Source organism: Okibacterium endophyticum, assembly GCF_054780075.1.
Genome location: NZ_BAAGXA010000012.1, coordinates 131,373 through 146,904 on the forward strand (window position 1 = coordinate 131,373; position 15,532 = coordinate 146,904).

12 protein-coding genes are annotated in these 15,532 nt (G+C 65.7%); 7 read left to right on the forward strand and 5 right to left on the reverse strand.

The window, feature by feature from the left end; genetic code table 11:
• Positions 1-144: 144 nt before the first annotated feature.
• The 4 genes from ACYVF5_RS14715 to ACYVF5_RS14730 form a co-directional block, all read right to left on the reverse strand.
• Positions 145-1,554, reverse strand: coding sequence for an aldehyde dehydrogenase family protein (locus tag ACYVF5_RS14715; protein WP_460947728.1), 1,410 nt, complete (start codon positions 1,552-1,554; stop codon positions 145-147).
• A gap of 251 nt (positions 1,555-1,805) precedes the next feature.
• Positions 1,806-2,522, reverse strand: a complete 717-nt coding sequence (locus tag ACYVF5_RS14720; RefSeq protein ID WP_460947730.1) for an IclR family transcriptional regulator — start codon at positions 2,520-2,522, stop codon at positions 1,806-1,808.
• A gap of 227 nt (positions 2,523-2,749) precedes the next feature.
• A complete protein-coding gene (locus tag ACYVF5_RS14725) occupies positions 2,750-3,367 on the reverse strand; it encodes a GyrI-like domain-containing protein (RefSeq protein WP_460947732.1) in 618 nt (205 codons plus the stop codon).
• Positions 3,368-3,984: 617 nt separating this feature from the next.
• The gene (locus ACYVF5_RS14730; RefSeq protein WP_460947734.1) at positions 3,985-4,539 is read right to left on the reverse strand and encodes a YceI family protein; all 555 of its coding nucleotides are present in this window, start codon (positions 4,537-4,539) and stop codon (positions 3,985-3,987) included.
• Between the two features lie 202 nt (positions 4,540-4,741).
• On the opposite strand from ACYVF5_RS14730, the gene ACYVF5_RS14735 reads away from it, so the two are divergent.
• The 7 genes from ACYVF5_RS14735 (at position 4,742) to ACYVF5_RS14765 (ending at position 13,862) form a co-directional block, all read left to right on the forward strand.
• Positions 4,742-5,977: an alpha/beta hydrolase family protein gene (locus ACYVF5_RS14735; protein WP_460947736.1), complete on the forward strand. Its 1,236-nt coding sequence runs from the start codon at positions 4,742-4,744 to the stop codon at positions 5,975-5,977.
• A 314-nt stretch (positions 5,978-6,291) separates the two neighbouring features.
• Positions 6,292-7,830, forward strand: coding sequence for an ABC transporter substrate-binding protein (locus ACYVF5_RS14740; RefSeq protein WP_460947738.1), 1,539 nt, complete (start codon positions 6,292-6,294; stop codon positions 7,828-7,830).
• Positions 7,831-7,887: 57 nt separating this feature from the next.
• Positions 7,888-8,829 (forward strand): ABC transporter permease, encoded by a 942-nt coding sequence (locus ACYVF5_RS14745; protein ID WP_460947740.1) that lies wholly within the window; start codon positions 7,888-7,890, stop codon positions 8,827-8,829.
• The gene (locus tag ACYVF5_RS14750; RefSeq protein WP_460947742.1) at positions 8,826-10,580 is read left to right on the forward strand and encodes a dipeptide/oligopeptide/nickel ABC transporter permease/ATP-binding protein; all 1,755 of its coding nucleotides are present in this window, start codon (positions 8,826-8,828) and stop codon (positions 10,578-10,580) included. Before ACYVF5_RS14745 ends, ACYVF5_RS14750 begins: the two co-directional genes overlap by 4 nt.
• On the forward strand, positions 10,577-11,425 hold the full coding sequence (locus tag ACYVF5_RS14755) for an ABC transporter ATP-binding protein (protein WP_460947744.1): 849 nt from the start codon (positions 10,577-10,579) through the stop codon (positions 11,423-11,425). Before ACYVF5_RS14750 ends, ACYVF5_RS14755 begins: the two co-directional genes overlap by 4 nt.
• Positions 11,426-11,493: 68 nt before the next feature.
• Positions 11,494-13,320 (forward strand): glycoside hydrolase family 3 protein, encoded by a 1,827-nt coding sequence (locus ACYVF5_RS14760; protein WP_460947746.1) that lies wholly within the window; start codon positions 11,494-11,496, stop codon positions 13,318-13,320.
• Positions 13,269-13,862 (forward strand): TetR/AcrR family transcriptional regulator, encoded by a 594-nt coding sequence (locus tag ACYVF5_RS14765; RefSeq protein ID WP_460947748.1) that lies wholly within the window; start codon positions 13,269-13,271, stop codon positions 13,860-13,862. The genes ACYVF5_RS14760 and ACYVF5_RS14765 overlap by 52 nt, the downstream gene beginning before the upstream one ends.
• On the opposite strand, the gene ACYVF5_RS14770 is transcribed toward ACYVF5_RS14765, so the two are convergent.
• Positions 13,849-15,498 (reverse strand): sulfatase family protein, encoded by a 1,650-nt coding sequence (locus tag ACYVF5_RS14770; protein ID WP_460947749.1) that lies wholly within the window; start codon positions 15,496-15,498, stop codon positions 13,849-13,851. The two genes, ACYVF5_RS14765 and ACYVF5_RS14770, sit on opposite strands and share 14 nt — an antisense overlap.
• Between the last annotated feature and the right edge of the window lie 34 nt (positions 15,499-15,532).

Genomic DNA, 15,532 nt, shown 5'->3' on the forward strand with positions numbered 1-15,532 from the left:
GGCGCGGCTGAGATGCGTCGTCGTTTGCCCGTGCACGATCAGGGCCGATTGTATACGATCATGCGTCTGGCCCCACTGCCCGTCCGTGATCGCGACGGGCAGACGGGGCCAGACGCAAGAACGCACCGGCCGCTCCGCCGTGGTTCAGCCGCTGATCACCTGCGGCATCGACACCGACTTGAGTCCCTCTGTTCCGAACTCGAGGCCATAGCCAGAGGCTTTCACACCGCCGAAGGGGATCATGGGGTGGATGCTGCCGTGGGCGTTGATCCACACGGTTCCGGCCTGGATCCGCGCGGCGACCTCACGAGCCCGATCGCGATCGCTCGACCAGACAGAAGCCCCGAGGCCGACGTCGAGGCCGTTGGCCAGCTCGACGGCCTCGTCGAGATTCGAGTACCTGATGATCGGAAGGGCCGGTCCGAACTGTTCCTCGACGACGAGGTCGTTCGTCGGCTCGATGTCGGCGATCAGAGTGGTCGGATAGAAATAGCCCGGCCGGTCCCGCTCGGGCTCGCCGCCGAGCAGCACACGCGCTCCCGAGCTCTTCGCGGACTCGACGAGGCGGTCGACGATCCCGAACTGCATGGCGTTCTGCAGCGGCCCGAGCACGTTCTGCTCGTCGAGTCCGACGCCCATCGGAACTGACGACGCGACATCGACCAGCGCCGCGCACACCTCGTCATAGACGTCGTTGTGCACATAGAGCCGCTTGAGAGCCGCGCAGGTCTGCCCGGTGTTGATGAATGCACCCCAGAACAGCCCCTCGGCGATCTCTTTGGCATTCACATCGGGCAGCACGATGCCCGCGTCGTTGCCGCCGAGTTCGAGGGTGAGCCGTGTGACGTTTCCGGCAGAGGCCTCGATGATCTTCTTGCCTGTGGCCGTCGAGCCCGTGAACATGATCTTGCCGACGGAGGGGTTCGCGACGAGCGCCGCACCGAGGTCGCCGTCGCCGGGAACAGCGATCACGACATCCTCTGGCAGTTCGCGTCGCATGACCTCGAGCAGAGCGAGACCGGACAGCGTTGTGTGCTCGCTCGGCTTGGCGACGACGGTGTTTCCCATGCGCAGCGAGGGCGCGATCTGCCAGATCGCGATCATCATCGGCCAGTTCCAGGGGGTGATCGCGCCGACGACGCCGATGGGGCGGTAGTGCATCTCGGCGTAGTCTGTGCCGTCGTCGACGATGACCTCTGTCGGCAGGGGGGTGTCTGCGGTGGCCCGGAGCCAGCCCACGCAGCCTCCGATCTCGAAGCGCGCGTTCAGGCCGTTGAGTGGCTTGCCCTGTTCGCGCGACAGGATCTCGGCGAGTGCCTCGCTCGAGGCCTCGACGGCATCCGCGATGCGGTGCAACGCAGCGCTGCGTTCTTCGTCGCTCTTCGCAGCCCATGCGGGCTGGGCTCGTGCCGCGCGGGCGACGGCGTCGTCGACGGCCGCGGTGTCTACGATCGGCGCGGTTCCGATGGGGGCGCCGGTTGCGGGGTCGAGCACCTCTCGCGTCTTGCCCGAAGCCGGGGTGATCGCCGCGAGCAGGCTTTCGTATGTGGTCATGGGTCCTCCAGGTTCGACGTCCGTGTCACTGCCCACGCTACGAGCCGCAGCCATCCCGCGCTTGTTCAGGGGCGCGTACGAGTTGATCCTGTGCGCACGGCCCACCGCCCCGCGCCCCGAGGCAGAGGCGGGTACATACACGGCTCTGTGTGGGCGCCGACCGTGGCGCCGTGTCGCGGCGGCATCTCGGGTGTGTCTGACGCTCCCGTCTGCTGGGCGGCGCGCGTCGCACCAGATGCCGCCAGACGCACCTAGACCATGGCGGCGATGGCGCGAGAGGCTGTGGCGAGCCGGTCTGCGATCTCGGCTTCACTCTGCGTGCTCGACACATACACCACGGCTATCGCCGCCGGGGCGTCCCGGTCGGGCAGAGCCACCGAGACGGACCGCAGGCCGGTGATGACCTCGTCGTGGCTGGCGGCCCACCCCCGCACACGGACGTCGGCGATGTCTGCACGGTGTTCCTCGTCCAGGGTCTCTGGCCAGCTCGACTCGGGCAGGCGCGAGCAGATGGCTTTTCCCGGTGCCCCGATCCCGATCGGATGCCTCGTGCCCGGGTGCTGCGCGATCGAGCCGATCGTATGGCGCGGCTCGACGCTCACGAGAGTGATGATCTCGTCGCGATCGAGAACGGTGAGAAAACACGTCATGCCGAGCTCGTTCGCCGCGGTCGTCAGCTCGGGGAGCGCGGCGGCCTGCAGGTCGTGAGACACACCGGCTGCGATGGCGGCGAGGCGAGAGCCGAGAGCGATGCGTCCGGAGGCATCCCGCACAACAATGCGGTGGTCCTCCAATGTTCTGACCAGGCGATAGACGACACTGCGATGCAGCCCGAGTTCGGCGGTGAGCTCGTCGATGGTGAGCGGTGTGCGCGCATCGGCGAGCACTTCGAGAATGAGGATGCCGCGCGACAGCGTCTGTGAGTGCGCACTCTTCGCACCGGTGTCATCTCGGGCTTGTCTGGGCACGGACACATGCTCCTCTGTCGTCGCACGCTATGGCAAATCCTAGACGAGCGAGTGTCCGGAAAAGCAGCCACCTCCGCTGGTGTGACCGCGGTCGGCTGCTTGTCTGGACGCTGACCGGCGAGCGCTACACCGTTTGTGACGCGCTCTCCGAAATAGGGGCGCGCGTCACAAACGGTGTAGCGCGCGGCGAATTCAGAATGCCGGCGAATTCAGAATGACGTTGAGCGTCAGAGCGCGGGCCTCACCGGCTGCCGCAAAACCGTTTTGAGCCTCTCGGGCGCCGTTCGACGGGGGTCGCTCAGATAGATCTCGTGGTGCAGGCCATTGAAGGCGAGCTGGTTCTCGGGCAGGTGCTCCTCGTGCAGGCGCCGCAGGGTGGGAGCCTCGTCGTCGTATGAGCCGATGTGCAGGGTCTGCACACTGGTCCCCTCGTGGAGGGGCATCATCCGAAGTCTGCTCGTGGCGATCCCCTTCTTGGCATTCACGTTCTCCAGGGCGGATGCCACCATGTCGTCGGTGATCCACTCCGGCTGGTTGATCATCATGGTCCAGTCCCATGAGCTCTTCTCGCGCGTGACGAACACCGACATGTCTTCTGCATGCCAGAGACCCTCGAGGGGAGCGACGGCGTAGTCGCGGCCGAGCGTCTTCTTGCTCTCGAACTTCAGGGTGAACGAGACCGAATAGAGTGCCTCGATCGCCGCCGCGTAGGCGCTCGAGGTGTTCGGGTCGCCGTGCCCGTCGACCGCGAGGTAGCGGAACTCAGGCACATCGACCGTCACGAACCTGCCCGCCGGGGGCGAATACAGCTCTCTATGCGCTTTCTTGACGTCGTACTTGTCCATGCGTCCCTCCCGGTGAGCTTGGCCAGAGCGTAGGAGCAACGTGTGACAGTGATCTGTTCGCCACCGATCGCCGGTGCCCGACGGCGTTTTCATCCACTTCGGATGTTCTCGCCCATTATGGCGGACGAAGACGTCCGAAGAGGGTGAAGATGCTGCGGGATGCTCATCCGTCGCCAACGCACGGAATACGGAGCCGATAGGTGCTTTGGCGACGGCCGAACGGCAGCCGATGAGCCCACCTCGGCTGGCAGGCGTGTGCCCGCCCCACTAGACTCGCGGGCGGCGCAAGGCAGTTACCAGAGACATCCGCCGTGCAACGGCATGGTGAGCAAAGGAGCCCCTGTCGTATGAAGCACCACACCATGACGAAGAGCGCGAGAGTGGCCCTCGTGGCCCTTGGAGCGGCGATGGTCGCCGGCGGGACCGGGATGGTCGTCGCCGTGGCACTCGGGTTTATGCCGGACGGAATGGACTATGGCCTGGCGTTGTGGATCCCACCCGCGTTCTTCATCGTCGGGGGTGTTCTCTTCGCCGTCCGGAGTGTCACAACACCGTCGAGAGGCGCGCAGACACACGAAGGGCCGCGCCCGACGGGCGCGGCCCCACTCGGAACGGGATTACTGCTGCAGGGTGAACTGCAGTTCGAGCTCGATGGCGACGTTGTCGCCCAGGGTCACGCCGCCGGCCTCGAGGGCAGCGTTCCAGTTGACGCCGAAGTCCTGACGGTTGATGACGGCGCTCGCGGTGGCGCCGGCCTTGGTCTGGCCGTAGCCGTCGGTGATGATGCCGCCGAACTCTCCGGCGAAGACGACCGGCTTGGTGACCCCGCGCAGGGTGAGGTCGCCCTCGACCGTGAAGTCGTCGCCGTCCACTGAGATCGAGGTCGATCGGAACGTCATCGTGGGGAATTCGTCGACCTTGAAGAAGTCGCTTGTGCGCAGGTGGTTGTCGCGGTCTGCCTGACCGGTGTTGACGGAGGCCACGTCGATGGTCGCCTCGATGGAGCTGTCGGCGAAGTTCTCTGCCGCCACGATCGTCGCGTCGAACGACTCGAAGGTGCCGCGCACCTTGCTGATCATCAGGTGCTTCACGCTGAAACCGACCTTCGAGTGAAGGGGGTCGATCGTCCAGGTGCCGACGGTGTAGTGGGGGTGAATATCCGTAGTAGTCATAATTCCATGCAACCGCATGAACATGGATTCCATTCCCGCTTCGGGTGAATTTTTCGTGACCTGTTCGACACCTGAATCTCACCCCCGGATGGGGCACGGAGCGTGCGTTGCGCGGCCGGCTCGATCGGTGGCATCCTTGCCGGGAACCGTCTCGACGACCGCCGGTCGTGCTCACCGACGGCGAAACCATCGGGAGTTTCACGTGTCGAAACCAGTCATCGCGCATCCGCACCAGGCCTTCACCGCCGGGTTCTATCGCAACGACGATTTCGACTTCGACGTGCGCATCGCGCTCGGACTCGCTCCGTCGGGAGGCGCGGATGCCGGCGAGGTCCTGCAGGCGATCGCCTCTGTCGGCGAGAAGGATGTCGACGGCTGGTTCGCCGCCTGGACGGGCCTCGGCGAACGTGTGCAGGCCATCGCCGATGCCTCTGCGGCTGCCGGCCACAGCGTGAGCGCGGCGGCGGCGTCACTCCGGGCCGCGAACTATTACGGCATCGCCGTCAATGCCGCAGCCGGCCTCGCGGACGACAGCCGGGTCCTGAGCACCTTCCGCGCACACCGGGCATCGTGGGACCGATTCGTCGACCACGCCCCGATCTCGATCGAACGCGTTCGGATCCCCTATGAAGGCACGGCGCTGCCGGGCTGGTTCGTGAGCGGCTCAGAAGCGGGTCAGCGGCAGACACTCATCATGGTGAACGGAAGCGACGGAGCGGTCAGCGCTCTCTGGGGCAGCGGTGCGGCGGATGCCGTCACTCGCGGCTACAACGTGCTGCTCTTCGACGGACCGGGGCAGCAGTCGATGCTGTTCGAGCACAACGTCGGCTTTCGCCCGGACTGGGAGGCCGTCATCACCCCCGTCGTCGACTACCTGCTCGGACGGACGGACGTCGACGCCGGACGGATCGCGATGTACGGCATCAGCCAGGCGGGCTACTGGGTGCCGAGGGCGCTCGCGTTCGAGCACCGGATCGCAGCCGCGATCGCGGATCCCGGCGTCGTCGACGTGTCGGCGTCGTGGCTGGCTCACATGCCGAAGAGCATGATCACCCTGCTCCACAACGGCGACGGAGAGACGTTCGACAAAGAGATGGCGTTCGGCATGAAGCTGTCGAAAGCGGGATCTCGCGCGTGGAACTTCCGTTCCCGGCCCTATCGGGCCTCGGGTTATTTCGACACGATGACCCGGGTGCTCGAGTACCGGATCGATGCCGAGCTCGCGGCATCCATCCGCACGCCGTTGTTCGTCACCGACCCAGAAGACGAACAGTTCTGGCCGGGCCAGTCGGAACAGCTCGGCGCGATGCTGGCCGTCGATCACGAGGTGGTGCCGTTCACGGCGGCAGAAGGAGCGAACTTCCACTGCCAGCCGCTGGCGCGCTCGCTCACCCATCAGCGTATGTTCGACTGGCTCGACGAGAAGCTCGGCCTCTGACCGGGGCGTCTCGCCGCTGAGGGCCGAGTTGCGGATGCGCGTTGCTCGCTGGTGGGCTCGCTTCCGCAGAAATCCGCTTGTCACTTCTGGATGATGCTTCTCGCTGCCGGTCGAGACGACCACGCACACGCCGAGGGGCGGGCGGACTTCTTTGTCGCCGCTTCAGTCGCCGCATCCGCTTCAGGGATCGGTCGTCGTCGGCGTCTCTGGCCCCGCTTGCGCGAATACTGAATCGAGTTTAGTATTGAGCTCACTCGAACAGACATGCACCGTTCGGGAGTCCTACCGCAACAATGGCGTTCATTGGAGAACACATGCGCAGCACCCGAAGAATCCTTGCGCTGACCGCAGCAATGGTCACAGTCGCCCTCGCGGCGACGGCCTGCACCGCGGGAAGCAACGAACCGCAAGACCAAGCCGCAGGCACCGCCCCGCTCCTGCGAATCGCCTCCCTCCAGGAGCCGACCAGCTGGGACCCTGCCCAGGTGAACGAGGGCCACCTCGCCCCCCTTTTCCAGTCCGTGTACGACACGTTGCTCAAACGTGAAGCCGACGGAACGCTCAGCCCGATGCTCGCGACCGAGTGGAGCGTCACCGACGACCTGCTCGGCTTCGACCTCACGTTGCGTGACGACGTCGTCTTCTCGGACGGCACCGAGCTGGACGCCGAGGTGGTGAAGGCGAACATCGAGCACTTCCAAACCGCGAACGGGCCGCTCCAGGGCAACCTGAACAGCATCGAGTCCGTGGAGGTCACGGGCGAGCACGCCGTCCGGCTCCACCTCTCGGCCCCCGATCCCAGCCTGCAGTACTGGCTGGCGGGCGCCGGCGGCTACGTGGGAAGCGCGGAAGCCATCGGTACCGACGAGATCGTCGCCGAGCCCGTCGGCTCCGGCCCCTATCTGCTCGACACGGCGACGACAGTGATCGGTTCGAAGATCACCCTCGTGCGCAACGAAGACTATTGGGGCACGCCGCTCCCCTACGACAAGGTCGAGTTCCACGTCGTCACGGATGAGACCGCGAGACTGAATGCGCTGAAGTCCGGTCAGGTCGATGCCGCGGTACTCCAGCGCAACGCGTCGGCTCTCGACGCAGAGACCGCCGGCCTGCGACACGAGCCGTTCGCAACCAACTGGGAGGGCGTGTGGTATCTCGACAGGAACGGTGAGATACTGCCGGAGCTCGCAGACCCGCGCGTGCGCGAGGCCCTCACGCTCGCGGTCGACCGCGAGGCCCTGCTGGATGTCGTGCAGCTGGGCAAAGGCACGCTGTCGAGCCAGACCTACGGGCCGGAGTCGCTCGGGTTCCTCGAGGATCAGGAAGACGCCTACCAATACGACCCGGAGCGAGCGCGCGAACTGCTCGCCGAGGCCGGGGCCGAGGACCTCACGTTCACGCTTCCGATCTCGCCCGTATGGGACCCCGCGATCTATGACGCTCTCATCCAGAACTGGGAGGCAGTGGGGATCACGGTCAACCGTCACGAGTGGGGTCCGGGCCAGGCGATCCCGTCCATGCTCCGCGGTGAGTTCCCGATCGTCTATATGAGCCTCGTCCGTCGCCTCGACTGGGCGCAGGTCGTGTTCCTCATCGGTCCGGACGCTCCCTGGAACCCGTTCGGCACGGAGACCGAAGAGCTCAACGCGCACCTGGATGAGCTGCAGAACGCCACCTCAGACGAGCAGATCGAGACCGCGTCACAGGCCATCAACCGCTACGTGATCGATAACCACTGGTTCAACCCGATCTACCGGCTCGAGCAGCATTTCTACTACAACGACTCGGTCGACGTGGTCAACCAGCCCGAGCAGGCCGTGCCGTCCATCTACAACTACACGCCGGCCGGATAACGACCGGCCACGAGGGGGTGCGCCGCGCCGCGGCGCACCCCCTCTGCGAGGAACCCCGTGACTCTCTTTCTCCTTCGCCGCATCGCGTCCGGCGTGGTGCTGCTCGTGGCGGTGTCATTCATCGTCTACCTGCTGCTCTATCCCGCCATTCCCGACCTCGCGCGCAACATCCTCGGTGAGAACGCCTCCGAAGAACAGGTCGCCGCGCTCAATCATCAGCTGGGGCTCGACCAACCCCTCCTGGTCCAGTACGCCCAGTGGCTCGGCAACGCCATCACGGGAGACCTGGGGAGCTCGTACTTCACGAGCCAGCCCGTGTGGGATGCCCTCAGCGTGCGTCTGCCGGTCACCGTCAGCCTCGTTGTGCTGGTGACGGTGCTCAGCGGAGTCATCGCGTTCGCGCTCGGCACACTCGCGGCCGTTCGCCGCGGGTGGATCGATCGAGTGCTGCAGTTGCTGATCACCCTCGGCGACGCGCTGCCCGCGTTCATCCTCGCGCTGTTCTTTGTGAGCATCTTCGCACTGGATCTCCAATGGTTCCCGGCAACAGGCTACGTCGCACCGGTCGATTCCGTCGCCCAATGGGTGTGGTACCTGACGCTGCCCGTGGCCGCGATGACCATCCTCGGCGTCGCCGGCGTGTCGCAACAGGTGCGAAGCGCCACTATCGGCGTTCTCCGCATGGACTACATCCGGACGCTACGCAGCCGTGGTGTGTCTGAGCGGCGCATCATCCTCACAAACGTCCTGCGCAACGCCTCGACGAACGGTCTGACCGCGCTCGCGGTCCAGGTCGTGGGCATTCTCGGCGGGAGCGTTGTCATCGAGCGGATCTTCGCGCTCCCCGGTCTGGGAAGCCTCGCCATCGAGTCGACGACCCGCGCCGACGTGCCCCTGATCATCGGGATCGTTATGGCGTACGTGGTGATCGTCGTCATCGTGAACCTCCTGGTCGACGTGCTCGTCGCCTGGCTCAACCCGAAGGTGCGACTGTCATGAGCGTCACAATCGACCCGCGTTCGACCCGCCCTCAGCTGGTCCGCCGCTTTCTGCGCAATCCTCTCGGCGTCGTATCGGCCGGCCTCATCCTGCTCATCGTGCTCATCGCCGTCTGCGCGCCTCTGCTGGGCCTCGTGGACCCCAACCTGGTCGACCTGCGTATGGCGAACCAGGGGCCTGGCGCTGAACACGTCCTCGGGACCGACAGCTCCGGTCGCGACATTCTGAGCCGGCTGGTCTGGGGAGCGCGCGTCAACCTCGCCGGTGCTGCGCTGGCACTGGCCGTCGCCGTCATCATCGGGCTGCCCACCGGTCTTCTCGCCGGCTACTATCGCGGTTGGTTCGACTCGGTCGCGAACTGGGTGAACAACCTGAACATGGCGTTGCCGGGGATCGTGCTCATTCTGGCTGTGCGCGCCGTGGTCGGACCATCTGTCTGGATCGCGATGGCGCTCTTCGGTGTGCTCCTGGCACCGGGAATCTTCCGCTTGGTCCGAGGCGCGGTGATCGCCGTCCGGCACGAGCTCTACATCGATGCCGCCCGCGTCTCTGGCCTGAGCGACCCGAGGATCATCGGACGCCACATCCTCACAGTCGTGCGCGCCCCGCTGATCATCCAAGCTGCGCGACTGGCGAGCATCGCCATCGCCATCCAGGCCGGGCTGGAGTTCTTGGGCGTGAGCGACAACACCACACCCTCGTGGGGCAACATGCTCAACGAGGGATTCCGGCTCATCACGCTTTCTCCGAGTCTCGTGATGTGGCCGAGCATCGCCATCGGTGTCACGAGCATGGCGTTGATCCTGTTCGGGAACGCGTTGCGCGACGCGCTCGAGGACAGTCATGGCGATCGGGCGCGCGTCCCGCGACCGGTTGCCCAGGTCGGCGCTCCCGCTGCCGACCACCCGGCCGACGCCCTGCTGTCTGTGCAGGGACTGCACGTTGCGTACCCGGGCGCAGACGCACCCGTCGAGGTGCTGCACGGGATAGACCTGAGCGTGCGCAGCGGCGAGGTCCTGGGCATCGTCGGCGAATCGGGCTCGGGCAAGTCGCAGACGGCGTTCTCGATCCTGGGCCTTCTTCCCGAGGGCGGGTCTCTGACGGAAGGGTCGATCCGATTCGACGGAAGAGAACTCGTCGGCATGCGCAAGACCGAGCGCAGAGCGTTGCGCGGTGTCGATATCGCCTACGTGCCGCAGGAGCCGATGAGCAACCTGGACCCTTCGTTCCGCATCGGCTATCAGCTGATGACCCCGCTGCGCACACGAGCGGGAATGAGCCGGCAGCGAGCGAAGGCACACGTGCTCGAACTGCTCGAACGCGTCGGCATCCCCGATCCGGTGAAGGCCTTCCACTCGTACCCGCACGAGATCTCGGGCGGCATGGCCCAGCGTGTGCTGATCGCCGGCGCGATTGCCGTCCGCCCGCGATTGCTCATCGCCGACGAGCCTACGACCGCGCTCGATGTGACCGTGCAGGCCGAGGTCTTGGATCTTCTGCGCGACCTGCAGAAGGAGTACGGGATGTCCGTCATCCTCGTCACACACAATTTCGGCGTCGTCGCCGACATCTGCGACCGAGTGGCGGTGATGAGGTCCGGTGAGATCGTCGAGATGGGCGACGTCGCCGCGATCCTCTCTGCACCGCGCCACGAGTACACGAAGAGCTTGCTCGCGGCGAGCCTCGAAGGCACACCGACGCGGCCGTATCCCTTCGACGACGAACCGGGCGCAGAAGGGGGAGCACGATGAACGCCTTGCTGTCGGTCGAGGGCCTCGCCGTCGACTACGCCTCCCGGCGTCGCGGAACGTTCCGCGCCCTCGAGGACATCTCCTTCACCGTGCGCCCCGGCGAGACGATGGGTCTCGTCGGCGAATCGGGTTCGGGCAAGACGACGATCGGCCGCGCGATTCTCGGTCTCGCCCGCGTCTCTGAGGGCAAGATCGAGTTCGACGGCGAGGACATCACCTCTGCGTCGCGGGCCCGTCGTCGCGAGCTCGCCCGCGACATCCAAGTCGTGTTCCAGGATCCGTATTCGTCGCTCAATCCTTCGATCTCGGTGGAGAGCATCCTGTGCGAGCCGCTGCTTGTTCAGGGATGGAGCTCTGCGGATGCGCGGCGGCACGTCCGCGAGTTGCTCGATCACGTGCACCTGCCCGCCGACGCCGGGCGCCGGCTGCCGAGCGATTTCTCGGGCGGGCAGCGGCAGCGCATTGCGATCGCGCGTGCGATCGCGTTGAAACCTAGGCTCGTCGTCTGCGACGAGCCCGTGTCGGCGCTCGACCTCACGACCCAGCAGCGGGTTCTCGATCTGCTCATCGAGATCCAGGAGCGCACAGGAGTCGCCTACCTGTTCGTGTCCCATGACCTCAGCGTGATCCGGCACATCAGCCATCGTGTGCTTGTGCTCTATCGAGGCCGGATCGTCGAAGAGGGGCGAGCCGATCAGGTCACCTCCGCGCCGCGGGCGGAATACACTCAGCGGCTGTTCATGTCGGCGCCCGTTCCTGACCCCGTTCAGCAACGTCAACGGCGCGAGGCGAGACAGGCGCTCAAGGCCGTACATTCCACGAACACGAAAGGACGCGATCTTTGACCGGTCGTTTGAAGCTGTCTACAGCACCCGACGGGGCGGTGTACCGCGATCTCAACGGCAATGGGAGGATGGATCCGTACGAGGACCGTCGTCTGTCGGTCGATGAGCGCGCTGCCGATCTGGTGCGGCGTCTGACGCTCCAGGAGAAGGCCGGGCTCATGTTTCAACCGCCGGTGAGCGGACCTCCGACGGGAGAGCTGGCCGACGAACAGGACGTGCCGCATCGTCCCAGCGCGCAGCGTCTCATCTCGGAACGGAAGATCACGCACCTGAACCTGCACACGCTTCCCCCGCCGCGCGAAGCGGCGCGATGGATCAACTCGTTGCAGGAACGTGCAGAGCAGTCGCCCCACGGCATCCCGATCACGATCTACACGGACTCACGCCACTCGTTCGTCGAGAACTGGGGGGCGTCGTTCCGTGCCGAGTACTTCTCGGCATGGCCGGAGCCCCTTGGCCTTGCCGCCATCGGCGACGAGGACACTGTTCGTGAATTCGCCTCCATCGCCCGGTCCGAGTATGCGGCGGTCGGCATCCGCGGCGCGCTTCACCCGACGATCGACCTGGCCACTGAACCACGATGGGCCCGTCAGTACAGCACCTTCGGTCAGGAGGCGGACCTCGTCTCCCGGCTTGCCCTCGCCTATCTCGACGGGTTCGAGGGGAGCGAGCTCGATTCGCAGAGTGTCGCATGCATTGCGAAGCACTTTCCCGGTGGCGGACCGCAGAAAGACGGTGAAGACCCGCATTTCCCCTACGGAAGAGAGCAGGTATACCCCGGCGACATGTTCGAGTATCACCTGGAGCCGTTCCGCCGTGTGATCGAACGAGGTGTGTCGGCCATCATGCCTTATTACGGCATGCCTGTCGGCTTGGTGCGCAACGGCGTTCCGATCGACGAGGTCGGGTTCGGCTACAACCGACAGATCATCACCGGATTGCTCCGCGAGGAACTCGGTTTCGAGGGTGTGGTCTGCGCTGACTGGGGGCTCGTGACCCCGTCTCAGATCGGAGACAAGACGTTGCCTCCGAGAGCGTGGGGCGTGGAGCACCTCGACGAGATCGCGCGGGTCAAGCGCATCATCGACGCCGGAGTCGATCAGCTCGGCGGCGAACTCGATCCACACTGGGTCGTCACGCTTGTGCAGCGCGGGCTGGTCGACGAGTCCAGGATCGACGAGTCGGCCCAGCGACTGCTGCGGGTCAAGTTCCAGCTTGGCCTGTTCGACGACCCCTACGTCGACGAGGACGCCGCGGAGCAGAAGGTCGCGCTCCGCGAGTACGTGGAAGCCGGCCATCGCGCGCAGGCCCGGTCTGCGACCGTCCTCGCTCTCGATACCGATCAGATCACGCTTCCGCTTGCGCCGCTGACCCGGGTCTACTCCTCCGAGGTCTCCGACGTGGCACTGGTGAACGCGGGACTCGTGCCGGTCGCCACCCCGGCCGAGGCGGACCTCGCGCTCATCCGGCGTGATGCGCCGTACGACCCGCGCGACACCTACATGCTCGAATCGAGTTTCCACGCGGGCAGACTGACGTTCACCGAAGACGAGATCGACGAGATCACGACAGTCGCCGCTTCGGCGCCCGTGCTGGCAGTCGTTCACCTCGACCGTCCGGCTGTGCTCACTCCGCTTGCCGCGGTGGCGGCCGGGCTCGTGGCGGTGTACGGCACCTCGGACGAGGCTCTGCTCGACGCGCTGACCGGCCGGATCCCGCCGGTTGGTAAGCTACCGTTTCAGCTGCCGGGCAGCGCGGAGGCTGTTGCGGAATCTCGGCCAGATGTTCCGGGTGATATCGCCGACGCTCTGTTCGAGTTCGGTTTCTCAGTTCCCGAGGAGGAGTGGAATTGCATCGCGGGCCATACGCGCGTGGAAAACAAGCACGCGAGTTAATTCTCGAGACCGCTCTCGCGGTGATCGCCGAGAAAGGGTATGGAGCGACCTCTCTCCGCGACATCGCAGAGGCGACGGGGCTGACTCAGGCTGGCATCCTCCATCACTTCGGAACGAAGGAGAACCTTCTTGTGGAGGTGCTCCGGGCGCGTGACGAGGTCGATCGTCGTCTTTTCCCCGAACGCGACCTCGACGACTATCCGCGTGTGATCAAGTTCGCTCGCCACAACAGGGACGTACCCGGGCTCGTGAAGCTGTATGTCGCGCTGGCTGCTGCTGCCGCCGACCCCGCGCATCCCTGCCACGAGTACTTTGTGGAGCGCGACCGTGTGGTGCACTCCAGAATCATGGAGGACATCCGCGCCAGACAGCAAGCGGGGACCTTCACGTCGCACGCCGATCCCGATCTGCTTGCGCGCGCATTCCTGGCGTTGTCGGACGGGTTGCAGGCACAGTGGCTGATCGATCCGTCGATCGACCTCCCCGGTGTGCTGGAGCGCTTGTGGGACAGCTACCGGGCGGACGCGGTCACGGCCGTGTGACCCTGACGTCGCTGCTGGTCTGGTAGCCGAGCCGCCAGGCTCTCACCCAGAAGCTTCTGCCGGCCTCAGGGCGGTACGGCCCGTTCCACAGCTGCCAGTGGCGATCATCCAGTTCAGGATCACCGGTGGCATCGGCGAGGGGAGACCACGGGCGAACGGGCCGGGGGTCGTCGTAGGTCCAGCCGAGAACCGCTCCCTCGGTCGGACACGTGATGGTGGTCGTCGCGTCGCTGTGCTCGACCACCGGGTCGGCGGTGACGGGCCACTGTCCGTCGGGGCGCCAGCTGCGAAGCAGCGCTGACTCCGGCATCATCCCGAGGTCGCCGTACTCGAGCTGCCACGCATCCAGCGCCGCGCTCAGCCGTGCGAGGTCCTCCGCATACCGCGGATCGTCCACGAGATTAACCGACTCGTACGGATCCTGCTCGGAGTCATACAGCTCCTCGCGGGGTTTGGACGCCGCGACGATCCTCCGCTGTTCCTGGCTGAGCAGGTCGGGCTCCCTCCCGCGCGCGAGCTGCCCGGCCTCTTCGAAAGCGAGGCGCCGGAACTCGCGCCAGGTGTCCCTGGAGTCCGGGTAATAGGAGTGTTGCATGGGCGAGCGATCAGGGTGATAGTTCCGCACGTAGCGGAAGCGCCGATCGCGGACGGTGCGGATCACGTCCTCCTGCTCGTCGAAGCGGTCGCGCCCGCCGTAGGTGAAGTCCCACCCGTCCGTGACGTGCCAGTCGTCGCCGGGCCCGTTCCCCGTGAAGAGGGGTTTGCCGTGCATATGCTCTGGCACGTCAAGTCCACAGGCGGTGAGCATCGTCGGCGCGAGGTCCATCAGGTGCACGAGCTCGCGGCGAGCGGAGCCGGCCGGCAGGTGTCCTGGCCAGCGGACGATGAGGGGCTCTCTCAGCCCGGTTTCACCGACCCAGCGCTTTCCGCGCGGCATGCCCTGCCCATGGTCGCTCCAGAACACGACTATCGTGTTCTCGGCAAGGCCGTCCTCCTCCAACTGCCGGAGAAGATCGCCTGCCCAGTGGTCCATCTGGGTGATGAGCTCGTGATACCGCGCCCATGTCCGACGAAACACCTGTGTGTCCGGGTGATAAGGAGGCAGTTGGACGGCGTCGGGGTCGCGGCGCTGCTCATCGGTGACGTCTGCGGTGAGTGCTGCAAACTCGTCGTCATCGATGTAGAGCCGCGACTCGTGTGTGGTCATGCCATGGAACATCGCGAAGAACGGGGTCGAGGTGTCTGGGCGGTTGCGCCAGTGCGCCTCGGGGCCGCACACGTCGAAAGTCGTGGCGGGCACACGAACCTGAAAGTCGGTGAAGAAGTTGTTTGTGGTGTAGTACCCCGCCTCGCGGAAGTACTCGGGCAGGAGCCGCACCTCGGGTGGCGGCACCGATTTGGTCCGCATGTGCATGGCCCCGATCGCCGTGGGGAAGCATCCCGTCATCATCGCGGAGCGCGACGGTGCACAGATCGGTGCGGCGGCGAACGCACGGTCATATCTGACGCCCTCTGCGGCGAGTCGGTCGAGGTTCGGTGTGATCGCCTCTTCGGCTCCCGGCCACTGGCCAGAGTAGGCGCCGAGATGGGGATTGATGTCGTGGGTCGAAATCCACAAGACGTTTGGCTGCACCATTGCATCTCCTCTGACGGAACACTGAACGACGTTC